Source organism: Halobacteria archaeon AArc-dxtr1 (genome assembly GCA_025517425.1).
GTDB lineage: Archaea > Halobacteriota > Halobacteria > Halobacteriales > Natrialbaceae > Halostagnicola.
In genome coordinates this window covers 1,542,247-1,565,258 of the sequence record JAOPJY010000001.1, presented here as the reverse complement: position 1 = coordinate 1,565,258, position 23,012 = coordinate 1,542,247, and the positions used below count along the sequence as shown (strand labels likewise).

Annotated in this window: 26 protein-coding genes; 17 read left to right on the top strand and 9 right to left on the bottom strand. The window is 63.6% G+C overall.

The features are described from left to right. Positions 1-14: 14 nt before the first annotated feature. Positions 15-569, top strand: coding sequence for a class I SAM-dependent methyltransferase (locus OB905_08055; GenBank protein ID MCU4925937.1), 555 nt, complete (start codon positions 15-17; stop codon positions 567-569). Positions 570-668: 99 nt separating this feature from the next. Continuing rightward, the gene (locus OB905_08050; protein ID MCU4925936.1) at positions 669-1,916 is read left to right on the top strand and encodes an ATP-binding protein; all 1,248 of its coding nucleotides are present in this window, start codon (positions 669-671) and stop codon (positions 1,914-1,916) included. Between the two features lie 282 nt (positions 1,917-2,198). On the opposite strand, the gene OB905_08045 is transcribed toward OB905_08050, so the two are convergent. Further along, on the bottom strand, positions 2,199-2,576 hold the full coding sequence (locus OB905_08045; protein ID MCU4925935.1) for a thioredoxin family protein: 378 nt from the start codon (positions 2,574-2,576) through the stop codon (positions 2,199-2,201). A gap of 71 nt (positions 2,577-2,647) precedes the next feature. Between OB905_08045 and OB905_08040 the strand changes: the two genes are divergently transcribed. The 4 genes from OB905_08040 to OB905_08025 all read left to right on the top strand — a co-directional run bounded on the left by OB905_08040 (position 2,648) and on the right by OB905_08025 (position 5,357). After that, positions 2,648-2,818, top strand: a complete 171-nt coding sequence (locus tag OB905_08040) for a hypothetical protein (protein ID MCU4925934.1) — start codon at positions 2,648-2,650, stop codon at positions 2,816-2,818. Positions 2,819-2,885: 67 nt separating this feature from the next. Beyond that, positions 2,886-4,232 (top strand): FAD-dependent oxidoreductase, encoded by a 1,347-nt coding sequence (locus OB905_08035; GenBank protein ID MCU4925933.1) that lies wholly within the window; start codon positions 2,886-2,888, stop codon positions 4,230-4,232. A 251-nt stretch (positions 4,233-4,483) separates the two neighbouring features. Next, entirely contained in the window at positions 4,484-4,921 is a 438-nt protein-coding gene (locus OB905_08030) for a PKD domain-containing protein (GenBank protein MCU4925932.1), read from the top strand. A gap of 85 nt (positions 4,922-5,006) precedes the next feature. Next, on the top strand, positions 5,007-5,357 hold the full coding sequence (locus tag OB905_08025) for a DsrE family protein (protein ID MCU4925931.1): 351 nt from the start codon (positions 5,007-5,009) through the stop codon (positions 5,355-5,357). A gap of 63 nt (positions 5,358-5,420) precedes the next feature. Here OB905_08025 and OB905_08020 read toward each other — a convergent pair whose 3' ends face one another. Then, positions 5,421-6,257 (bottom strand): universal stress protein, encoded by an 837-nt coding sequence (locus OB905_08020; GenBank protein ID MCU4925930.1) that lies wholly within the window; start codon positions 6,255-6,257, stop codon positions 5,421-5,423. Between the two features lie 427 nt (positions 6,258-6,684). On the opposite strand from OB905_08020, the gene OB905_08015 reads away from it, so the two are divergent. From OB905_08015 to OB905_08000, 4 genes are all read left to right on the top strand, one after another. Beyond that, on the top strand, positions 6,685-6,834 hold the full coding sequence (locus OB905_08015; protein ID MCU4925929.1) for a hypothetical protein: 150 nt from the start codon (positions 6,685-6,687) through the stop codon (positions 6,832-6,834). Beyond that, positions 6,835-7,863, top strand: coding sequence for a sulfite exporter TauE/SafE family protein (locus OB905_08010; GenBank protein MCU4925928.1), 1,029 nt, complete (start codon positions 6,835-6,837; stop codon positions 7,861-7,863). A gap of 73 nt (positions 7,864-7,936) precedes the next feature. Beyond that, positions 7,937-9,790 (top strand): cation:proton antiporter, encoded by a 1,854-nt coding sequence (locus OB905_08005; GenBank protein ID MCU4925927.1) that lies wholly within the window; start codon positions 7,937-7,939, stop codon positions 9,788-9,790. Between the two features lie 195 nt (positions 9,791-9,985). After that, complete coding sequence (locus OB905_08000) at positions 9,986-10,390, top strand: BlaI/MecI/CopY family transcriptional regulator (protein MCU4925926.1); 405 nt, start codon at positions 9,986-9,988, stop codon at positions 10,388-10,390. A gap of 204 nt (positions 10,391-10,594) precedes the next feature. Here OB905_08000 and OB905_07995 read toward each other — a convergent pair whose 3' ends face one another. After that, on the bottom strand, positions 10,595-11,038 hold the full coding sequence (locus tag OB905_07995; GenBank protein MCU4925925.1) for a pyridoxamine 5'-phosphate oxidase family protein: 444 nt from the start codon (positions 11,036-11,038) through the stop codon (positions 10,595-10,597). 134 nt (positions 11,039-11,172) lie between these two features. Between OB905_07995 and trxA the strand changes: the two genes are divergently transcribed. Together trxA and OB905_07985 are read left to right on the top strand one after the other, a co-directional pair. Then, on the top strand, positions 11,173-11,532 hold the full coding sequence (gene trxA / locus OB905_07990) for a thioredoxin (GenBank protein ID MCU4925924.1): 360 nt from the start codon (positions 11,173-11,175) through the stop codon (positions 11,530-11,532). Further along, positions 11,529-12,569, top strand: coding sequence for an FAD-dependent oxidoreductase (locus OB905_07985; GenBank protein MCU4925923.1), 1,041 nt, complete (start codon positions 11,529-11,531; stop codon positions 12,567-12,569). Before trxA ends, OB905_07985 begins: the two co-directional genes overlap by 4 nt. Before the next feature lie 84 nt (positions 12,570-12,653). Here OB905_07985 and OB905_07980 read toward each other — a convergent pair whose 3' ends face one another. The 3 genes from OB905_07980 to OB905_07970 all read right to left on the bottom strand — a co-directional run bounded on the left by OB905_07980 (position 12,654) and on the right by OB905_07970 (position 15,971). Continuing rightward, positions 12,654-12,914, bottom strand: a complete 261-nt coding sequence (locus tag OB905_07980; protein ID MCU4925922.1) for a hypothetical protein — start codon at positions 12,912-12,914, stop codon at positions 12,654-12,656. A 139-nt stretch (positions 12,915-13,053) separates the two neighbouring features. Further along, complete coding sequence (cgi121, locus tag OB905_07975; GenBank protein MCU4925921.1) at positions 13,054-13,569, bottom strand: KEOPS complex subunit Cgi121; 516 nt, start codon at positions 13,567-13,569, stop codon at positions 13,054-13,056. Next, complete coding sequence (locus OB905_07970) at positions 13,566-15,971, bottom strand: ATP-dependent DNA helicase (GenBank protein ID MCU4925920.1); 2,406 nt, start codon at positions 15,969-15,971, stop codon at positions 13,566-13,568. Before OB905_07970 ends, cgi121 begins: the two co-directional genes overlap by 4 nt. 152 nt (positions 15,972-16,123) lie before the next feature. Here OB905_07970 and OB905_07965 point away from each other — a divergent pair, with 152 nt between their 5' ends. Next, positions 16,124-16,558, top strand: coding sequence for a universal stress protein (locus OB905_07965; protein MCU4925919.1), 435 nt, complete (start codon positions 16,124-16,126; stop codon positions 16,556-16,558). A 77-nt stretch (positions 16,559-16,635) separates the two neighbouring features. On the opposite strand, the gene OB905_07960 is transcribed toward OB905_07965, so the two are convergent. Then, a complete protein-coding gene (locus tag OB905_07960) occupies positions 16,636-17,844 on the bottom strand; it encodes an inorganic phosphate transporter (GenBank protein ID MCU4925918.1) in 1,209 nt (402 codons plus the stop codon). Between the two features lie 138 nt (positions 17,845-17,982). Here OB905_07960 and OB905_07955 point away from each other — a divergent pair, with 138 nt between their 5' ends. Then, a complete protein-coding gene (locus tag OB905_07955) occupies positions 17,983-18,231 on the top strand; it encodes a ferredoxin (GenBank protein ID MCU4925917.1) in 249 nt (82 codons plus the stop codon). Between the two features lie 6 nt (positions 18,232-18,237). Here the strand turns inward: OB905_07955 and OB905_07950 are convergent, their stop codons facing one another. Further along, the gene (locus tag OB905_07950; protein ID MCU4925916.1) at positions 18,238-18,903 is read right to left on the bottom strand and encodes a helix-turn-helix domain-containing protein; all 666 of its coding nucleotides are present in this window, start codon (positions 18,901-18,903) and stop codon (positions 18,238-18,240) included. 81 nt (positions 18,904-18,984) lie between these two features. Between OB905_07950 and OB905_07945 the strand changes: the two genes are divergently transcribed. Then, positions 18,985-20,448, top strand: a complete 1,464-nt coding sequence (locus tag OB905_07945; GenBank protein MCU4925915.1) for a cytochrome P450 — start codon at positions 18,985-18,987, stop codon at positions 20,446-20,448. 42 nt (positions 20,449-20,490) lie between these two features. Here OB905_07945 and OB905_07940 read toward each other — a convergent pair whose 3' ends face one another. Continuing rightward, positions 20,491-21,405 (bottom strand): malate dehydrogenase, encoded by a 915-nt coding sequence (locus OB905_07940; protein MCU4925914.1) that lies wholly within the window; start codon positions 21,403-21,405, stop codon positions 20,491-20,493. Positions 21,406-21,615: 210 nt separating this feature from the next. Between OB905_07940 and OB905_07935 the strand changes: the two genes are divergently transcribed. Together OB905_07935 and OB905_07930 are read left to right on the top strand one after the other, a co-directional pair. Next, positions 21,616-22,110: an FxLYD domain-containing protein gene (locus OB905_07935; GenBank protein MCU4925913.1), complete on the top strand. Its 495-nt coding sequence runs from the start codon at positions 21,616-21,618 to the stop codon at positions 22,108-22,110. 34 nt (positions 22,111-22,144) lie between these two features. Then, entirely contained in the window at positions 22,145-23,008 is an 864-nt protein-coding gene (locus tag OB905_07930; GenBank protein ID MCU4925912.1) for a hypothetical protein, read from the top strand. The last annotated feature ends 4 nt before the right edge of the window (positions 23,009-23,012 follow it).

Sequence of the window (23,012 nt, the reverse complement as noted above, 5' to 3'; positions counted from 1 at the left end):
CCAAAGATGGCTACATGGGATTTCATACGTTTCCTGTCGAGCGCGCTGACGCGCTCGAGGATCCGTCTCGCTACCGGTTCTGCTCGCGCGAAGAGTTGCTCGAAATGCTCGCGCTCGACACCGGGGACGTTGTCGCAGACCTGGGATCGGGGACGGGGTTCTATTCGAGAGACGTCGCGCCGTTCGTCGACACGGTGTACGCGGTCGACGTACAGGAAGAGATGCACGAGTACCACCGCGAGGTCGGGGTCGCGGCGGGCGTCGAACTGGTCACGGCCGGTGTCGACGCGCTCCCCTTCGCAGACGACGAGCTGGACGGGGCCTTCTCGACGATGACCCATCACGAGTACGCCGACGAGGAAACGATGGCGGAACTCGCCCGCGTTATTCGGCCAGACGGACGCCTCGTGACCGTCGACTGGTCGGCCGACGGGACGGGTGAGGACGGCCCCGACGTCGACGAACGCTTCGGCGTCGGCGAGGTCGTGGCTCAGATCGAGGACGCGGAATTCGTCGTCGAGCGTGTTCACGACCGTCCGGAGACGCTGGCAGTCGTTGCCCGCCGGTAACGTATTGTTTGACGTGGCGTCCGAGTCGTCCGTTGGTCGGTCGACTCACTCCCACCATTCAAAACCGTTATTCTACTCCCTCTCCAACAATCATCAATAATGGTGCAGTTCCCCGTTTCGATGGGCGGGAGACACCTCGTTTGTGCGCTCGGTGCATTTTACCTTCTCATTGCGATCGTAACCGGGATCCTTCCGACGTCGCACGATGAGTCGCTCGTTTCCGTCCTCGTGACGTTCGTCTTTATCAGCGGCCCCGGTATCGTCCTCTTCGCGGGCGGGTACCATCTTCCCCGGACCGACATCGCGCCGCAGTTCTATCGCGATATCTTCGGTCGCACGCTCGCCGGAATCGGCGTAATGCTCGCCATTCTCACGCTCTATCACGTCCAGCCCGACATCGGCATCTCCGAACCCCAGCGATCGTTGCCGATTCTCACCGGATTCGCCGGCGTCGCCGGGTTCGCCGTTGGGACCTCTAACGCGCGTGCGAAGACCCGCGAACTCGAACTCGAGCGACGAAATCGACAGCTCAAACGGATGCAGGCACGCCTCGAGGAATCGAACGACCGACTCGAACAGTTCGCCTACGCCGCCAGCCACGACCTCCAGGAGCCCCTCCGGATGGTGTCGAGCTATCTGCAACTGATCGACGACCACCACGGCGACGCCCTCGACGAGGACGCCACGGAGTTCCTCGAATACGCGATCGACGGTTCGAAACGGATGACGGAGATGATCGACGGCTTGCTCCAGTACTCGCGCGTGGACACGCAGGGGAAACCGTTCGAACCCGTCTCCCTCGAAACGGTGCTCGACGACGTCCGCAACGACCTCGGCTTACGCATTGAGGAGTCCAAGGCCCAGATCGAGTATTCTGAACTGCCGCGCGTCGAAGGCGATGCGAGACAGTTGCGGCAACTGTTTCAGAATCTGCTCGCGAATGCGATCGAGTACAGCGACACCGAGGATGTGCCGCCGCGAATCGAGATTGATGTCGAGCGAGGTGAGACGCCACGCGCCTCTGGACGACCTGATGACACTGTAGAGATCGACAGCGACGACTGGGTCATCGCTGTCAGCGATAACGGGATCGGCATCGATCCGGCAGAACAAGATCGGGTTTTCGAAGTGTTTCAACGACTTCACACGCAGGAGGAACACGCTGGGACCGGCATCGGCTTGGCATTGTGCAAACGAATCGTCGAGCGCCACGGCGGCGATATCTGGGTCGATTCCGAGCCCGACGCTGGGACGACGATTTCGATGACGCTTCCCGCAGTCGGCGCACGTGATCCCGATGGTGCACCGGGTCTGAACCGATCGGTGACTGGGAACGAGGGCGTGTGAGTTTACCGGCGCTGGCAGCCGCAGCGTTCTGTATGGAATCGGCCGACGAAGCGTTCGATTTTCCCGTGATCGGCGGCTACATCGCGGCGAACTCGCGCACTCTTTCGGCACGTTCGGAAGCGACGTGGCGATCGTATGTCGTCGGCCACCTTGCACCCGGCCGACGACTCGACATGTCCTCAGACCGTCCGCGAGGACGTCAGCCCCGAGAAACCGATAACTGACGAAAATCGACCTGGACGAATCCGAACTGACTCCGCTCACCGGGGCGGTCGTGCCGAGCTATTTCGCAGTTTCAGCGTGCGTTTCGAGGACGTCGACGAGCGTGTCTGCGGACTGGAAGCCGTCGTCCAGCCGATCGACTTCCTTGCCGTCTTTCAGCACGACGAGCGTCGGGACGCGTCGCACGCCGTACTCATCTGCGAGTTCCGGCACGAGGCCGGCGTTTACCGTCGCCACCGCACCCGGGGCACTGCGTGCCACTACACCGAGTACGGGCTCCATGGATGCACAGATACCACAGCCCGACGTGACGAACTCGAGGAGCACGAGATCGTCGGCCTCGAGCAGCTGGTCGTACTCGTCCGGCTCCTCCACCTGGATCGGTGTCTGCGGTGTGTTTCCTCTACCGTCCGTCGCTTCGTGTCCCGTGTCAGTCATCGATAGTACTACGCACCGCGAGTATTTGAGTATTGTGCAATAAAAGCAATATAAGCTATCGACGCTTTCGCGTGACGGCGTTCGTCCCGGACGCCGACCTCCCCGACGGGCCCGGTGGGGCACTCCTCTGGGACGTCGGATTCTTGCTGTCCGGCGTCGTCTTTCTCGTCAGTGGATACCTCGTCGTTCGTACCGATGGGGCTGCATCACCACCGTCTCACGGTGGGTGTCGAAATGACTGACAGTCTGGCTGCAGAGTATTGGGAACTACGAGAACTAATTTAGCCCTACCCGACCGATTGTCCGTGTATGGGCAACACGTTCGTCGTTATCGGTGGTGACGCAGCGGGGATGAGTGCTGCGAGCAAGGCAAAGCGAGAGAATCCGGAGGGAGACGTCGTCGTCTTCGAGAAAGGGGAGTGGGTATCGTACGCAGCCTGCGGGATGCCGTACTACGTGAAGGGAGCGGTCGACGAGCTAAACGATCTCGTCACCATATCGCCCGACGAGTTCCGGAGCGAGCGAGATATCGACCTTCGCACGGGTGCAGAAGTCGTCGCCATCGATCCGGACGCTGCGGAAGTAACGGTCGACGCCGGCGGCGAACCCTACAAACAACCGTACGACGACCTCCTGATCGCAACCGGTGCGCGTGCGATCGAACCACCGTTCGACGGGCTGGAACTCGACGGCGTCTTCACCATTCACGATATGGACGAGGCCGACGCTATCGAAGACTTCGTCACGCGATACGAGCTCGAGACTGCCGCGATCGTCGGCGGCGGGTACGTCGGGATCGAGATGGCCGAGGCACTGTCGGCCCGCGGCGCCGACGTGCACCTCTACGAAATGCTTCCCCACGTCATGCAGCCGTTCGGTGAGACCGTCGCGTCGGTCGTCGAGGACCACCTTCGCGAGCACGGGGTCGAACTCCACCTCGAAACTACTGTCTCTGGATTCCGTGGCGACGAGCGCGTCGACGGCGTCGAACTCGAAAACGAAACCGTTGCTGCCGACATTGCGATCGTCGGCGTCGGTGTGAGTCCGAACGTCGAACTCGCTGCCGAGGCCGGTATCGAACGCGGTCCAACGGGGGCGATCGCGACGGACGAGTACGGGCGGACGAACGTCGAGAACGTTTACGCAGCTGGAGACTGTGCGGAAGCGCGCCACGTCGTGACCGGCGAACCGGACCACGTTCCGCTGGCGTTAACTGCAAATCGTGCTGGGCGTGCGATTGGACAGACGGTCACCGGTGATCCGACGCTCGTCGGCGACATTGCGGGGACCGCGATCGTGAAGGCGTTCGATCTCGGGGCCGCTCGAACGGGCATCGTCGACGAGGAACGCGCCCGCGATGCAGGTTTCGATCCCGTTTCGGTGACGATCTCGGCCGCATCGCGCGCTCACTACTATCCCGACGGATCGGAGCTCACGGTGACGCTGGTCGCCGATCGTGAGAGCGAAGCGGTGCTCGGCGGTACCGTCGTCGGCCGTGAAGGTGCCAAGCGGATCGATACGCTCGCGATGGCACTGCACGCCGGACTGACCGTTTCTGAACTCCAAAACGCTGACTTGGCGTATGCACCGCCGTTCAGTCCCGTCTGGGACCCGATCCTAACCACTGCGAAGGTTCTGGGCGGGAAACTCGAGTGAGAGAAACCACCTCGAGTGCGGGTACCCAAACAGACGAGCCACCTGAACCTGCGGGTTGGTTCTCTGAGTTCCGTAACTTGCGTTATTGCTGTCGACTCTCGTTGCAATGCGTGTCGTAGGCCGAATGCTCGGCTGGTCAGACAGTCTATCTCACCTCTAATAGCTATTTAAGCAGCCATCTAGTGGTAGTTCACCCCATGCATAGAACTATGACACGTCGTGCGCTCCTCGGAGCGAGCGGTGTAGCGGGTATGGCTGTACTTGCAGGGTGTGGCGGTCCTGGTGAAGAAAACGGCACAGACGAGGAAGTCTCGGACGAGGACGACGTAGAAACTGACGAACCCGACGACGACTGGGAGGCTGTCGACGAGTTCTACTTCGAAGGCCGTGTCGAAGCGTGGACCGGACTAGAACCGGCCCTCATCGACGGTGAAGACAACCCGACTATTACGCTCATCGAGGGGAACGAATACGACTTTAGATGGGTCAATGCCGACGGCGTGACACACAACCTCGAAATTCGAGACGATGATGGCGAAATTATCGACGACTACGAAAGCGACGATGTCGGCGAGGAAGGCGAGGAGACGACGCTTGAGGGAGTCGTCGCATCTGAGGAGATGTCTGTGTACATCTGCACATACCACGAAGCGACGCAGGTTGGAGATATCGAGGTTCAGACGGAGTGATCGTCGGCTGTTTCGTGATTTCTTTCGTTCGACCTCCCAGTAACGCGACCGAGTGTTTATAGTATTGGGGACATATAGCACAACCATGCTCGAAGAAGCAGACTCCTCGATCAGTAGTCTCAGCATCGTACTCGAAACGGCGGATCCCGAACGCGCCTGGAACGCGCTTCGGCTCGGGATTACGGCACTTGAGGATGGAAACGAGGTATCGGTGTTTTTGCTCGGAGAGGGCGTCGAAGCGGAGGAAATCACAGACGAGCAGTTCGACGTCCGTGACCGGATGGAAGCGTTCGTCGATGCCGGAGGTGATTTGCAGGCGTGTGGGACGTGTCTCGAGATTCGCGACAGCGAAGAGAGTGAGTACTGCCCGATGTCGACGATGTCGGACCTCCTCGAAATTGTAACTGCGTCCGATCGCGTACTGACGATCGGCTAACCGACGTCGGACGGGTGTGCCGTCCGAGCGCCTGATAACCCCCACGAAAAGATCCGATTCCACTCAGGCGGGTGGCACGAGCATCACATTCCCGTTCGCTCGCGCGACGAGATCCTCTGAAACACTTCCAAGCAGCAGTCTCCGAAGGCGACTGTGACCGCGCGAGCCGACGAGGATCGTCGTCGGGTCGACGGCGTCTTCGACGGCAAGGATTTCGTCTGCCGGATCGCCCTGCCGGACCTCGATTCGCGTCTCGATGTCCCACTCTTCGAGCCGATCGGCGAGCGTTGACAGCTGTGTTTCGGGCTCGTCACTGTTCGACGGTCCCGGATCCTTTGGCGTCTCGACGTGGACGAGCGTCGCTTCTTGGGTCGCGTGACGGAGATACGAGAAGGCCTCGAACGCCCGCTCGGCGTTCTCGGAGAAGTCCGTCGCGTACAGCATGCGCTGGAAGAGGTGCTGTCTGACGACGGACGGATCGTCGGCCTCGCGCTCGACTCGGTTGACGAGCAGCGGCGTCTCGGTCGTCCGCGCGAGGTTGCGCGCCGTCGAGCCGATGACGCGGTTCTCGAGCGGACTTTTTCCCCGCGAGCCGACGACCGTGAGGCTCGCACCGATCGTCTCGGCGATGCCCCGAATCCGCCTGTGTGGTGTCCCGCGAACGACGTGTACCTCGACGTCGAAGCCGGCGGCCTGGATGACGCGCTCGTAGCTTCGAATCGCCTTCCGTCGTCGCTTTTCGAAGTCGATTCCGGGCATCCCTCTGTGGACGTTCGACGGGATGACCGTCACGAGGTGCATCTCGTCGATCCCGATTCGGCCGAGGCACCCGAGACAGGTTTCGTTCTCGATGGTCGCCTCGCTGGCGGCCGAGAGGTCGGTTGCGAGTACCGCTTTCATACCGGTCGTAGGGTCTGCCGATATAATATTGTTTGGGTTCCCCAATATACTGTCTCCTCGAGAGCCGAAGTTTCAGTCGGGTGAGTGTCCAGATTGTTCTCCATAATTAGTCACCCGCCGTTCAGGGACTGCTGCTTGAATCTATCACAATGGTTCGTTCGCTACCATCATACGCCACTAGAACCTCCAAAGTGCCGCGAATGACACGTATCACGCGGATGATGGGATATGGGGCGAAAATCGGACCGTCGCGTGGCTGCTGATATCTGCATAACGTATACAGATATTCTCGTTGGATATCCGTGCCATATCTTGCAGTAATATTGTACACGAGGCCCAAAAGCGTTATACACCTCCTCCGGGTAGATGAGAGTGAGTAGAAACCCATGGTCTGCACAAAACTGGACGTCGACGAGGGGTGGACGGGATGATCGAATCCGTGGCGCTCCCCGCACCGATACAGGCGACGCTGCTCGTAGCCGTCATCCTCGTTCAAGCGGTCGCCCTCTACGCCGGCTACGGCGTTCTCGAACGAGTCGCAACACCACTGATCGAAACGATCACCGACGCACGATAGATGGAGCTATTCGGACTCAGTCTGGCCCTGCTGATGCTGTTCGTGAGCTTCGGCTTTATGGTCGGAGTACTGTTCGGCTTCTTCGGAATGGGCGGTTCGTTCCTGATCACGCCGACGCTGTTGCTCCTCGACTACCCCGCCTCCGTCGCGATCGGCAGCGGGCTGGCGTTTTACTTTGGCACCTCAGTGATTGCCGTCCTCAAACACTACGACGTCGGCCAGGTCGACTACAAACTCGGTGCGATCCTGTTCGTCGTCCTCTCGATCGGGATCGAACTCGGGAGTCGACTCGTCTTCGGCCTCGAGGCGCTCGGCGTTGCGAACCTCGTCACGGGCGTCGCGTACGTCGTCCTGCTGGGGGGGATCGGGGCGCTGTTCCTGCGCCGAGCCGCAAATCTGGACGCCGACACCGAGGGCGACGAAGAGGACGTCGACGACGACGAGATTCCGGCGGTTGGCCAGAAAATCCAGTCGTACACCGTCCCACCGATGATCTCTCTGACCTCCGGCGGCCGAGCGTCGCTGTGGACGATCAGCGGTGCCGGCGGGAGCGTTGGTCTCGTCTCCGGTCTCATCGGTGTCGGTGGGGGCTTCATTCGCATGCCTGCGATCTACTACCTGATCGGCACACCGCTAACTGCCGCTGTTGGAACTAGCCTGTTCGCTGGGCTGTTCTCGGGTGCGTTCGGCACGTTCACCTACGGAATGTCTGGCAGCGTCGACCTCACGGTCGTCTCCTTGCTGCTGGTTGGCAGCGCTCTCGGCGCCCGGATCGGTTCGGCCGCGACGACGAGAGTCGACGAAGACGACGTCATCGTCTACTTCGGGATCATGATGGTGCTCGCCAGCGCCGGGATCGCGCTTTCGGAACTCGCAAACTGGCTGGGAACGGGCGCACTCGATCTGGTGAGCGTCCTCCTGCTCGTCGGCTCGTCGTTTTTCGTCGCGTCGATGATCCTCTACCAGGTCCTCAAGTCGGCCAGGGAGCCGGACTCGAGCGTACAGCCAGCTGCCGACGGAAGTGACTGATGACTGTGATGGCGTACCAGTTCGGTATCGAGCCACGATCTCACACGCCCGATAGGGGAACCTACAACCAGCCGTGAGCCTCATTGCGATCATCGCGCTCGTGCTCGCACTTGGCGTCGCCTCCCGCGTGCTCGCAGACCGACTGCGGATTCCGAGCGTCCTCTTCTTGATCGTCGCAGGGATCGCGATCGGGCCCGAGATGCTCGGTATCGTCTCACAGGAAACGTTCGGCGGCGGCCTCTCGGCGATGGTTGGCGTCAGCGTCGCGATCATCCTCTTCGAGGGCGGCTACCACCTCCGCCTCGAGAAACTCCGCGAGAGTCCGACGGCGCTGACCCGACTCGTTACCGTCGGCGCGGCGATCACCTGGCTGGGGACGGCGGCCGCGGTCGTCGTCTTCCTCGAGACCAGTCTCGAGGTCGGCCTGCTGGTCGGCGCGCTGTTGATCGCAACCGGTCCGACGGTGGTTGGCCCCATCCTCCAGGTCGTTACCGTCAGAGACCACGTTGCGGCCCTCCTCGAGGGAGAGGGAATCATCAACGACGTCACCGCGGCGATCCTGGTGGTCGCCGTCTTCGAAGTGCTCGTCGCGGGCAACGGTACCCCGGCCGCCCTCGTCGGCGACTTCGCGATGCGACTGGTCGTCGGACTCGCGTTCGGTGCGATCGTCGCCGCCGTCGTGTGGCTGCTCCTCGATCGCGGGCGGTCCAGGCCGTGTGCGGCTCCGCTGCACGCCCGGTTGATCGTCCTCGCCGGAATCGTCGTCGCCTACGGCGGCGCCGAGACGATCGCCAGCGAGACGGGTATCGCTGCCGCCGCGATGGCCGGATTCGCACTTGGAAACGTCGATCTCCCCTACCACGAGGACGTGATCGACTTTCTCGACGATCTCTCGGTCGTCGTGCTTTCGTTCGTCTTCGTCGCTCTCGCGGCACTGATCGACTTCGGCGATATCCGGGCGCTCGGCCTCGCCGGGATCGCCATCGTCGTCGCAATCTCCGTGGTGCTTCGACCGGCAGTCATCTACCTCTCGACGACCGGCGCGCGGTTCACGCGCAACGAGCGGCTCTTCCTCTCGGCGGTCGGCCCCCGCGGGATCATCCCCGCCAGCGTCGCGACGCTGTTCGCCGTCGAACTGCAGGCACTCGGTCGGCCACAGGAAGCCCAGCTACTCGCCGGCACCGTCTTCCTTATCATCTTCGCGACGGTCGTCCTCCAGGCCGGCCTCGCGAGACAGATCGCGAACTACCTCGAGGTATCACCAATGCGCACGATACTCATCGGCGGAGGCCGGGTCGGCCTGTCTCTCGCAGAACGGCTCGAACAGGACGGAGAAAACGTACTGCTGGTCGACCAGAATCCTGACGCGGTCGAGAAAGCCCGCAAACGCGGTCTCACTGCGCTCGAAGGCGACGGCACGGACGCCGACGTCCTCGAGCAAGCGGGCGCAGACGGTGCGAAGACGGTCATCGCGACCACGCCCGACGACGACGTCAACCTGCTAGTCTGTCAGCTCGCCAAGACGACCTTCGATGTCGAACAGGTTGCGTCGCGGGTCAACCAGCCCGACAACGTCGACGCCTTCGAATCGCTCGGCGTCCACGCGATCGACCTCTCGATGGCGACCGCGTGGTCGCTCGAGAACGTCCTCGAACGGCCGTCGCTATCGGCGTGGATGAACGAACTCGGCCGAACGGGTGACGTCCAGGAGATCGAAGTGACGGCGACGGATCTCGTGGGGAAGACGATCGCCGACCTCAATGCCGAAATTCCTGACGGCGTCATCGTCGGCCTGCTTACCCACCGAAACGGCACGACCGAAGTCCCGACCGGCGATCATGAGCTCCGGGATGGCGACCGGGTGACGTTCCTCGGCCAGACAGGAGCTGTTGAGCGCGCCACCAAGCGATTCCATCCCCACGACTGACTAGCCAATGCTCTCGGCCGAGTACGAGCAATCACTCTGGGCACGTTCAGCGTCCGATCGCTCGATGCGTGACGATCGCGACTTTTCGAGAGAAACTCCAGAATTCGCACTCAGATGGGCTGAGGAGGCGGCACAACACAATTGCGCAATATTCACATAACCCTTATACCCGTCGGGCCCCTCGGTGTAGCTATCATGGCTACGTCGATGGCAGAACAACTCCAGCAAGATATGGAGTGCGAAGGATTGTTAGAGTGTATTCACGGCCTCAAGCAACTGGACAAGGAGTGCTTCCGAGCGATGGTCGAGAGCGACGAGTCGCTCACGATCGACGAGGTGGCAGAGCGCGTCGACCGCGAACGGTCGACGGCCTACCGCTCGATCCAGCGCCTCCTCCAGGCAGGGTTCATCCAGAAAGAGCAGGTCAACTACGATCAGGGTGGGTACTACCACGTCTACTACCCGACCGATCCCGCACAGATCGCAACCGACATGCAACGACGGTTAAACGACTGGTACGCGAAGATGGGCCAACTCATCCAGGAGTTCGAGGACAAGTACGACCACGTCGACAGCGACTCACCGATGGCCGAACGCTAATCGATTTGAGTCCCTACCAAACGTTGGCCATCTACTATTCCGTCACTGCTGTCACGTCCCTCCAGGTTTCGTGACGAGTACGAGGCCCGACGATGGTACCGACTGCGTCCTGACGGGGTGGTCGGTGGCTGTATTGTCTGAATGTAACAACACGGGGCTTACCCAGACGTTCGCACGTCGTCCTCTGTCGCCGGTTTTCGACCGCTATGTTCCCGTTTTTCGACCGGTGATCGTGTCGATCTCAAACTCGTAGAGCTTGAGGTCGATCGCCTCGATGTCCTCGTCGAAGACCCGCAACTCGAGGAACGAATCGTTGACCGTTGCAGCGTCGAACCCCTCGCGTTCGGGGTTGTCGAGTTGCCGGAGCGACCCGGTCACGACGACGCTCCAGGACTCTCTGGGCGGGTCGACGTCGTACAGTGTGAGACACGCGGTTTCTGTCTCCTCGAGATACGATTGCTTCGTACTCGAACCGTCGGTCGATAGGCGGACGTAGAGCGTCTCGTCTTCGTAGTGGTGGGCGACGGGAATCGCGTACGCGTCGTCGTCCGACGCGAGCGAGAGAACTCCGGTACCGATACGTTTGAGGTACGTTTCGACCTCCTCGTTGGACATCCCCAGCGTATAGACGAACTCGATGCGATCCATGGTCTGTCGAACGCTCTCAGAGGGTATGAATCTGCCACGGATCTCGAGTATGCAGACAATCTCGTCTTCTGTCGTAATGGTATTGCACAATCCTCACAAAACCTTTAAACACTATCAGCCCCTACAGACAGATGATGGCAACTGATGCACACAGCGGATCGAACGGTGTCTCGGTCGACGAACCTGTCTACATCGACGGAGCAGATCATCTCGAGGAGGTCGTCACCGGCTACGATGTCGTACTGGTGGATTTCTACGCCGACTGGTGTGGCCCCTGCAAGATGCTCGAACCTGTCCTCGATGGGCTGGCAGCTGACACCGCAGCCGTAATCGCGAAAGTCGACGTCGACGCCAATCAGCCACTCGCCGGCGAGTTCGGTGTACGCGGCGTTCCGACGATCGTTCTCTTTGCAGACGGAGAACAGGTCGAACAGCACACCGGCGCCTTGCCGGAAGATCGACTCCGTAGCCTGATCGAGGGATACACCGAATGAACGAGGGGACTGAGATCGGCGCGAGCGTTCGCGACGTCGTCATCGTCGGCTCGGGCGTCGCCGGCCTTTCAGCAGCGGTCTACGCCGCGCGGGCCGACCTCGAGCCACTCGTCCTCGAGGGGCCGGAGCCGGGCGGCCAACTGACGCTGACGACAGACGTCGAGAACTTCCTCGGCTTCCCCGAGGGCGTCGGCGGCATGGAACTGATCCAACGCGGGAAAGAACAGGCCGAACGGTTCGGAGCCGAGTTCGTCCACAGAACTGTCGAAGACGCGTCGCTCGAGGAGCGACCGTTCGAACTCGAACTCGCAAACGGTGACACGCTCCGGACGCGCACACTGATCGTCGCGACCGGTGCGAGCGCCCGTTGGGTCGGCGCTGAGGGGGAGGACGAACTCATGGGCTACGGCGTCTCGACGTGTGCAACCTGCGACGGCGCCTTCCATCGCGGCGACGACGTCCTCGTGATCGGCGGCGGTGACAGTGCGATGGAAGAGGCGTTGTTCCTCACGAAGTTCGCCGACAGCGTCACGGTCGTCCACCGCCGTGACGAACTGCGTGCCTCCGATATCATGGCCCAGCGAGCCCGCGATCACGAGACCATCTCATTTCGCTGGAACGCTGAACTACTCGAGATCCACGGCTCGCAAGCAGACGGTGTTTCCGGTGCGACGCTCGTCTCCCACCCCGACGGGCGGCCAACGGAGAAACTCGGGGCAGGCAACGAGGTCGACCGTGAAGAGATCGCCGTCGATGGCATCTTCTACGGCGTCGGTCACGTCCCCAACACCGCGTTCTTAGCGGAGACGCCGGTCTCCATCGCCGAATCCGGACACCTCGAGACGCTCGACGGCATGACGACCGAGACCGCTGTCGAGGGTGTCTTCGGCGCCGGTGACGTGATCGATCCGGAGTATCGACAGGCGATTACGTCTGCCGGAACCGGTAGTATGGCTGCTCTCGACGCCGAAGCGTGGCTCGACGCCCACCCAACACCAGCGGTCGAAACTGTCTCACCGCTCGTCGCCAACGAGTAGGAACCCCGGCGACGTGGATTCGGGCGCGGCCTTCGACGAACTCGGTTCCGGCTGACTCACAACTAGCAGATCGGACGATGGGCTCTATGGTAGCGACACTATCATCAACGCGTCTATGACGATCCAGATCAGCAGCGCGTGCCAGACGATCGCGGCAGTGACCCGCTGAGCATCATTCGCTGGAAGCGGCGGGTTCCGAAACATTGCGTCGTAGACGAACGGTGTAGCGAGCACAAATCCGGCGACCAGTCCGTACTCCATCGGGACCACCGTCAGCGCGCCGACGACCCATCCACCGATGAGAGCGACGGCGATTGCCAGGAGGATCCAGTCGTAGCGGTGCACGGGTCTCACCTCGATTGGACTACGGTGTCGTGAGACATAGTCCTTACACCCCTTCCACTGCTCCGGGAACCACCCCGTCACGTGTACTGATACCAAAACGGCGCAATTACTCTGGTCAGCTCCGTTCTGCCAACGATTATCATTTCTCGACTTCGAGCAACACGACGCGCTCACAGACCAGCTCCACGAGCGTCGCGTCGGTCGCCTCGCGCTCGGCCTCGGTAATCTCGAAAAAGTTCGACAGCGTCGCCGCGTTCGGCTCCGACAGCGTCGGCTCCGGGGAGAGCTCGAGGCGCGCCTCGAGTTCCTCGCACGCTCGTTCTTCGGCGGCCGTGTCGCCTTTCTCGGCGTCTGCAGCGACGACGATGGCGACCCGATTCCCTCCCTCGGAGACCCCCATTTCGAGTGCGCGGTCGATCTGTCGGCGGCCGGCGGCGTACAGCAGGATCTCGACCGCCCGGTCGCGGGCGACGTTCTCTCCCCGAGCGATCGCCCGGTCGGCGAGCGCAACCGCGCGCTCGAGGTGGGTCTCTCCGGCGACGTACCGGGCGTCGAACGCCTGGATCGTCACGCCGTAGCGGTCGCCGATCTCGCCGAGTTCGGCGACGAACGCGTCCAGATCAGAGACCGTAAGCCGTCCCTCAAGAATCCTCACTGGAACTCACCCAGGCTGGACTGGTTCGCATTCGCGTCTGGCTCGTCCGAGTCACTCGCCGCGCCGCCACCCGCCGCCTCGTCGCCCCCGTCCGACCCCGATTCGACACCCTCGGCGTCGGTTCGGGGTTCGACGTCGTCCATCGAGTACTCCTCGCGGCCGGCGTTCTCGAGGATCGTCTCGGCCGTCTTCTCCCCCTTGAGCGCCGCGAGGACGACGCCCTTGTCGACCTCTCGGAGATCTGCCCGGGTTTCGATGCCGACCGCGTGGAGCTGACGGGCGCGCTTGCGGCCGACACCCCGGATCGAGACCAGTTCGAGCAGCTCTTCGCGGACGCCGTGCTCGACGCGGGCGCGGGCCTCTCGGACGGCGGTGGTCCACTCACTGTCGATTTCGCCCGCCAGGGACTCGGCCGCGCCGAGCAGCCACTCCGCCGTATCGACTTTCCCGCGGAGGTCTCCGGGCCCGATCTTGTATCGCTCGGTGAGCCGTTCCTCGTCGTCCTCTTCGGCCCAGTCTTCGAGGAGTTTGCCGGTCTTCAAGGCGGCGAGCCAGTCCTCGAATCGCCCCTCCTCGTACTCGCTCGGAACGTCGCCGAGTAGCTCCGACTCGCGCTCGAAGAACAGCTCGCCGAAGGTCTCGTCCTCGCCCGACCGGAGGTAGAGTTCGTACATGTCCGGGGTTCGCGAGACGAGCTGGTAGAGGCCGAGCGCGGTCGGGCGTTCATCCGCGCCCTCGAGTCCGTGGACGATCTCGGCGGCACTCATGGGGTCGAGGTAGAGCCGAGAGACGGTGTGGCCCAGGCTCGTCGCCTGCAGATCGATCGTGCCGCTCTCGCTCCCGCCATCGCTTTCGTCCACGAGCTCTGCGGCGGAGGTGAACGCGTCCGCCGCGTCCTCCTCATTTTCGCCCGCTTCGTCGGCAGCCGTTCCAGCTCCCCCCTCGCGCTCGATGAAGTCGTTTCGCTCCAGGTACGCGAGGACATCGTCGGTGACGCGCTCGAGGCGGCCCGACTCGGTCGACTGGCTCGCGTACAGTGTCGCGTCCATGAAGGCGAGCAGCCCCTCTCGCGTCCGGGCGAAGCCGGAGGCGATCGTCGCGAGAACGTGCGTGCGCAGGGCGGGCTCGGCCGCCAGCTTCGAACGGACCGGCTCGGGCTCGCCCCAGACGTACCGGTCGAACAGCTCCTCGCGCTCGTCGTGGCTGCTCGCGATCAGCACTGCCTCGCCGTAGGGGTCGAGTCCCGGCCTGCCCGCCCGCCCCATCATCTGGTGGACTTCCAAGACGTCGAGAGGGGCCATTCCGCCCGCGCTCGAGTCGAACCGTCGCCAGTCGCGGACGATCACACGCCGCGCGGGCGTATTCACCCCGGCTGCAAGCGTCGGCGTCGCCGAGATCACCTTCAGCAGACGCTCGCGGAAGGCCTCCTCGACGAGGCTCCGTTGCGTGCTCGAGAGCCCGGCGTGGTGGAAGGCGGCGCCCCGTTCGACGCAGTCTGCCAGATCTGCGCTCGTCTCGGTGTCGCTATCTTCGCGGATCTCCGCTGCGAGTTCGGCCAGCTCGGCGCGCTCACCGTCCGTGAGCTCACGTCCCGAAACCTGCCCGAGCCGTTTTGCGGCCGCTTCCGCGTTGCGTCGGGAGCTGACGAACACGAGCGAGGAGCCGTCCTCTCGGAGGATATCCCGGACGAGCGCAGCCTCCTGGCGCTCAGAGCCCTCGACCGGAACCTCTCGGGTCGAGCCGTCGTCGAACTCCACGGCGTTGCCGTAGTGAACTCCGGTCTGGAGCTCGATCGGTCGCCAGTCGGTCTCGACCAGTTCGGCGTCGAGCCAGTCGGCAATCTCGCCCGCGTTGCCGACCGTCGCCGAGAGCGCGACCGTCTGGAGCCCCGGATTCAGCTCTCGGAGCTTCGCCAGTGTCACCTCCAGTGTCGGTCCTCGATTGCGGTCGTCGACCAGGTGGACCTCGTCGGAGACGACGCAGGTGAGATCCGAGAGCCAGTCGGCCCCGTTTCGCACGAGCGAGTCGACTTTCTCGCTGGTCGCGACGATCAGGTCCTTTGTCGCGAGCCAGTCGTCGGTCGACTCGTAATCACCGACCGAGACGCCCGTCGTCACGCCGAACTCCTCGTAGGCGTCGAACTCGGCCTTCTTCTCGCTGGCGAGCGCTCGCAGGGGGACGATGTACAGCGCTTTCCCGCCGCGCTCGACTGCCGACAGCATCCCGAGGGCGGCGATCATCGTCTTCCCGCTGGCCGTGGGGACGGCGGCGACGAGGCTCTTCCCGTCGGTCGCGCCGGCCTCGACGGCCGCCGCCTGTGGCGGGTAGAGCGCTTCGATCCCTTCCGCCCGGAAGTGCGAGACGGCGCCGGACGGGAGCCCCGACAGCTCCTCGACGTTCATTGGCCGGTGTTGGCGGCTCCCGGGGTTTAAACTGTCGGCTCGGTAGCTGCGAGCGCGCGACATCTCGCTCGAGAGCCAGGCCATGGCTCCGGACGGAGTGTCGGAGCCAACCCGTCGACAGACCGAAATGCGCGGCAACCGAACAGCGATCCATGACCGGTCCGTCCCACGTCCTCGTACCCACGCTCGGCCGGCCCCGCGAGGACGACGCGCTCGCGTACGCTATCGAGCAGTTTCCCGAGGCGAAGGTGACGCTGCTTGCCGTCGTGACGCCCCTCGACGCCCCGCTCAGCGAAGGCGGCGTTCTCGAACGAGACGAGGCGCGCACCGAACAGACCCGGGCGAACGCCGAGGCGACACTCGAATCGGCGGTGGGATCGGCTGCGGCAGACCGCGTTCGAATCGACCTCGTCGAGGGCCGACCCGGAACCGTCGTTCCCGCCTACGCTCGCGACGCGAACGCCGACCACGTCGTCATGCAGGGCCACGACGCTGGGACGAAGGGACTCGCCCGCCGACTTCTTGGCCGAAGCATCGCTGCGACGGTGGTCGACCGAACGGCCGCTCCCGTCACCGTTCTCGACTAACGCTGTGGTAGCCGGTCGCTCCTCTCGATGATCCGCCTTCGTCCCACCGTCTGTACCGACGGCTCCGGCCGAACGGGTTAGCCGCCCATGACTGCCGCCAACAGCTGGTATACTCCATATCCGACGACGATCGAACTCCCAAGCGTCAGTACCCAGAAGCTGATCGTGAAGCCGATCTTTCGCTTCGAGACGCCCGCCGAACCTGCTGCCAGTCCACCTCCGATGACTCCCGAGAGGATGATGTTGTTGACCGAGATTGGAATTCCGAGCGCGATCGCCAGCTGGGCGATGATGAATCCTGGGACGAGCGCCGCGATCGATCGTCTCACGCCGAGCTGGGCGTACTCCCGAGAGGTCGCCTGTAACAGCCGCGGCGCGGCCATCCAGGCGCCGGCGAGGAGGCCGGTCGCACCGATCGCGAGCAGGACGATCCCCGGAAGTCCGAGTTCGACACGAAAGAGGTTCTCGAGGGGACCGGTCGCGAGTCCCACCTGCGAGCCGCCCGAGGAGAACGCGACGATACCGCCAAGCACCAGTAGAAACGACCGGATGCCGTCCTCGACGGAGACGAGAACCCGCTGTCGCACCCAGTAGAACGAGAGGGCTCCGAGTCCGATCGTCACGAGGATCGTCCCGAGATCGACGCCGGCGGCGATCGTCGGCCCGCCGCCAACCTGCCAAGAGACGAACCGCGCGAGCGTCCCCTGGTCGGCGGTCGGATCTGGAATCACCCCGAGGCGGATGTTTGCGAGGATCGCGCCGACGATCCCCCCTAGAAGGGGCACGCCGACCGCTTCGGGGACGTCATCGCGCCGCAGCAGCGTCGCCGTCACGTACGCCAGTCCGCCGGACATAAACGGCACCAGCAACCAGAACGTCCCGAGTCGCTGGTAGGTCGCCATCGCCGGATCGCCACCCAGCGAGAGCCCGACGCCGACCATCGCCCCGGTCGTTGCGAAGGCTGCGGGAATCGGATATCGGGTGTAGATCCCGATTGCCATGAAACTCGCCGCAGTCAAGAGGCCGGCAGTGGCGGCCAGGGGTGTGATCGTCACACCGTCGATGAGATCAGCGCCGATCGTCTCGGAGATGCTTCCCCCCTGCATGAGCGCCCCCGCGGCGGCGAGGATCCCGATAACGAACGCGGCTCGCATCGTCGAGATCGCGTTCGCGCCGATTGCGGGGGCAAACGGTGGCGAGTTACTGTTAGCGCCGAGCACCCAGGCCATGAACAGACAGGTGACGACGGCGGCTCCCACGAGCACGGCAAACGATGCAGACACCATCCTCTCCGATCCTCTTCTGTCCCTCCCGATAAAAACGTTCGTTGCTCGGCACCCATCTCGCCCCACACGCTCGACGCCCCGGTCTGTGCGGCGACTGCTCCCGTCAGCGCTATAGGGCACACTCACCAACTCCTAGATATGCGAATCGAGTTCGACGAGGACACCTGCATCGGGATGTACCAGTGCGTCGCCGAGTGGGGCGACGGCTTCCAGAAGGACAAAGACGCCGGCAAGGCCGTTCTGGTCGACGGCGAGGAAGAAGCGGACGGAATCTACGTCCGCGAGGTCCCAGAAGGGGCCGAACTCGACGCGAAGTTCGCCGCCCGGACCTGCCCGGTCGACGCGATCACCGTCTACGACGACGACGGCGAGCAACTCATTCCCTAACCCGGCTCACACCGCCGAGTCGACCAGCCGCTTCTCTGCCGATCGGAGCAATCGCGAGGCTGCGCTCTCCGAGCAATCCAGTCGCTCGGCCACGTCGGCCAGAGAGCTCTCTCGGGGGACCTCGTAGTAGCCGAGCGTCTTCGCCGCCCGTAGCGCCTCGAACTGTCGGTTCGTCAACCGCCCGGCCAGGGTCTCTGTTCGCCGTCGGTGATCGCTCACTCGGCCGACGTCCACGCCGACGCTCTCGGGGATGGCCTCGAGCACACCCGTCAGCGCGTCGCCCTCGCCCAGGACGGTAAACCGAACGACGTCACGGCTCTCGTAAACGATTGGGGGGACGACAACGAGGCCCGGGTGGTCGAACGGCTCGAAGAGCAGGGCATCGCCGTCACGCAGGTCGAGCTCGCCGTAGAGGTAGAACGTGTCGTCGTCGATCGGACTGAGACCGTAGCGGTGGACGGTCACCGACTCCTCGACGTTGAGGTCGTCGGCGAGTGCTCGCACGGCGTCGATCTCTCCGGCGATCACTGAGAGAAAGCGCATGCGCCCTCGCTCCTGATCGATGTCCCACGAGAGCACCTCCTCGCGATGTACGGCGCCCATCGAGACGAGGTCGGGAACCGGGAGCCGCGCCGCCGGCGGGAGCCGGAGCGTCAGATCGGCCGATTGCATGGCCAGACGTTGCGGGAGACTATATAAAAACCTTCAGTAAGTGCACATAAAGGCGACACCCGTCGATCTCGAGGAGCTAGTATGGCCGATCGATCACCAGTGGCTGGACGGGGGACACACGAAGGGAACGCCGCGCCGACGCCGCCGGGGCCCCGGGGAGTGCCGCTGCTCGGGAACACTCTCTCGATCGCGCGTGATCCACTCGCGTTCCTCGAGCGGGCTCGAGAGTACGGCGACGTCGTCGCCTACGACGCCTTCAGGCGGGATTTCTACGCCGTTTTCGACCCCGGGCTGGTCGAGGAGGTCCTCGTCTCCCGGAGCGACGAGTTCGGTAAGGGCGGGTTCGAAACCGAGTTCGGGCAGCAGGTAGCGCCCCGCGGCGTCTCCTTTACCACCGGCGAGCAGTGGGCCCGCCAGCGGCGCCTCCTCCAGTCGTCGTTCACTCCGGCACACGTCGCGAGCTACGCGGATGCCATGGTCGAGGAGACGGCCGATACGGTCCGGACCTGGGCTGACGGCGATGTCGTCGAACTTCGGGAGTCCGCATCCGCGCTCACACTCGACATCTTGGCCCGGACGCTGTTCGACCTCGACTTCGACGGGTCGCGTGGCGACGTCGTCCGACGGGCCGCGCGGGAGATGAACGCCTTCGTCGACGCCGACGTGCTCGCGCTCCGCGCGCTGCTCCCCGACGCCGTCTCGACGTCACGCGAGCGCTCCTTCGAGCGTGCCATGGACGACCTCACGGATCTCGTCGACGAACTGGTCGCCGAACGCCGAGCTGCGGTGACCGACGACTCCAGACCGGGTGATGGCGAAACCAGCGGCGTCGACGCCGGCGACGACTTGCTCACGTTACTCGCCACGGCCGAGTTCCCCGATGGCTCCCGGATGTCTCCCGAAGCGATCCGCGACCAGCTCGTCACGTTCCTCTTCGCCGGCCACGAGACAACCGCGCTCGCGCTCACCTACGCCTGGTGGTTGCTCGCTGGCCACCCAACGGTCAGGCGTGCACTCGACGAGGAACTGGCTGCGGTCTGTGGCGACCGCGATCCCGAGATGGCCGATCTGTCCGAGCTGGCCGATCTGTCCGAGCTGGCCGTCACCGAGGCGATCGCTCGGGAAGCGATGCGCCTCTATCCACCCGTCGCCGATCTCTACCGGGAAGCCCACGAGCCGACCACCCTGGGCGGCTACCGGGTGGATCCCGAAACGACCCTCCAGCTGTCGGTCTACGCGATCCATCGCGACGAGCGCTTCTGGGACGACCCCGAGACGTTCCGTCCCGAGCGGTGGCTGAACGACGACCGGACCGCCGTCCTCGGTGCGAGCGAACAGGGACGTCCAGAGTACGCGTACTTCCCGTTTGGCGGCGGTCCCCGCCACTGCCTCGGGATGCGCTTTGCGATGGTCGAACTCCAGTTGCTGCTCGCGACGATGGCCCAGCGCGTCTCTTTCGAGCGCGTCTCCGACGAACTCGACCCGACGTTTCGCGTGACGCTCGATCCGGGCGAGGTACGGATGCGGGTCGAAACGCGGCGTTGAGCCGGTAGGAACTCTCCCGTGTGTCAGGCCCTGGTCCACCGATTACGCGATTTTCTCGTACTGCTCGGCGAGTTTCTCGGCGGCCTCGCCGAGTTGCTCGCGCTCGAACGCGGAGAGATCCCACTCGACGACCTCCTCGACACCGTCTGAACCCAGCTTACAGGGGACGCCGAAGGCGGCTCCCTCGTGGCCGTACTCGCCCTCGAGGACGACGCTCGCGGGCAGCACCTCGCCCGTGTCTCGAAGGATGGCCTCGACCGTGTGGCCGACGCCCGTGGCCGGCCCCCACTCCGTCGCCCCCTTCTTCTCGATGACGTTCATCGCCGACTCCTGGAGTTCGGCGAGCAGTTCCTCGCGCTCGTCCGCGTCGAACTCGGGGTCTCGCCCGTCGACGCGAACCTTCGAGAAGACGGGCACCTGGGCGTCGCCGTGCTCGCCCAGAATGGTGGCCTCGACGTTCCCCACGGGGGCGCCGAAGCGTTGTCCGATTACGTACCGGAATCGCGCGGAGTCGAGCCGGCCACCGAAGCCGATCACCTTGCCGCGGTCGCGCTCGCCGGTCTCGTAGAGGTGGCGGTTGAGCAGATCGACTGGGTTCGACGTCGTCACGGTGACGAAGTCGTCGTTGTACTCGGCGAGTGAGGAGCCGATGTCCTCCATGATCGGCGCGTTGTCGCCCGCCAGATCGATCCGGCTCTGGCCCGGCTGGCGCGGGATGCCGGCCGTGATGACGACGACGTCAGAGCCCTCCGTCTCGGCGTAGTCACCCTGCCGGATCGTCGTGTTCGAGTCGTAGGCGACGCCGTGGTTGGCGTCGGCGGCCTGGCCGACGGTGTCGGCTTCCTTGTCGGGAATGTCGACGAAGACGAGTTCGTCACAGACGTCTCGCAGCGCGATGTTGTACCCCGCTGCCGCGCCGACCGTTCCGGCCGCACCGACTACGCTAACTTTTGCCATACCACGTGGATTTGGATCTGGAAACGCGTTAAATGCGTCGGAAGGTATCAATTCGGATGGTTTGACGACTCGGGATACGTCAATCGTCGATTGGGGCGGGCGACGAACCGAGTGAAGCGAGCGCAGCGGACCCAAATCGAAAGCCCGCGATATAATGGTGGGAGCGATGCACACGAACACACTTGCGAACTCTTCTCTCCGTTACTAGCAATGGACGACCATTCTTCTACGCGCAGGCAGCTGCTGGCCGCGTCGGTGACCGGGACAGGCCTCGCACTACTGGCGGGCTGTACCGGTGACGACGACGGCGATGATGACGGAAACGATGATAGCAACGACGACTCCGGTGAGACCGATTCCGACGGCACGGAACTGGACCCCCAAGAGATACTCACCGACAGTGAACGGGAATCGACTCGCGACGGGCTCGAGATCCTCGAACACGAGTTCTACAGCAATATGCTCGGGGCGGACACGGGCGTCGAGGGAGTCGTCGCCAACAATACCGGCGAGGAGTTGCGTCGCGTCGAGGTAAGCGTCGTCTTCTACAACGCGGAGGGGCAGCGACTGAGGACCGACGCGACGAGTACCACTGACCTCCCCGACGGCGAGGAGTGGCTATTCGACGTCACGTTCTTCGGAGAGACGTCCGAAGCGAACGAGGTCGAAGAGTACACGATCGGCGTTACTGATGGCTCGTTCTAATTGCCCCCTACGACGGAGATCCCTCCTTGCACTGGTGGGAACCGTCACCGTCGCAGGGTGTGCGAGCGACGGCGGTGACGACAGCGATCCGGATTCGGACGGCGATGAGGATAGCGATCCGGGTTCGGACGGCGCGAACGGGAACGGGGACAGCGACGTCGAAGACGCGGATGCGGACTGGGTAGAGGGGGGAACCTTTGTCGGCGTCGAGACCACCGACGCGGAGTTCCTCCAGGGCGCGACCGTCGAACTGTACCGCACCCGGGACGAGTACAATGGTGGCGAGCCACCCGTTCACCGCGAGACGACAGACGAGTGGGGCGAGGTCTGGTTCGACGTCGACGACGGCACGACGTACTACCTCGTCGTCACGCACGACGAGTATCGAACCGAAACCCGGGAGATCGAAGGCGGTCGAAGCTACGGGATCGGAGTCGAACCGGGCGACGACTGGAACGTCGTCGAGGTGACCGTGACGGTCGAGTACCAGGACGAACCCCTGGAGGGTGACGACCTGGAGATGTTGCTTCTCGACGCGTGGGGCGACGTCTATGACGTCGCCCGGACGGACACGGGCGTCGTCTCGTTTCCCGCCGTGGCTGGCTACTCGTTCTACGAACTTCACATCCGCGATCGCGAAGCAGACGTGTACTTCCGGCCGCCACCAGTCGAAGTCCCCGGACCGGGGAGTTCGGAGACCGAGGAACCGAGCGAGATCCACGAAACGGTCACCGTCGACAGTCCATGGATGACGACCAAGGAGGGCACGGGCTTCGAACGTCCCTACTACGACCACGGCCTGCGCAACGAGTTCGAGAGTCTCGCCGCGTACACCGACGGCGTCGCCGAGAGCGACGCGGACGAGCCCGCCGACTGGGTGTGGGCGAACGATCCGTAAGCGG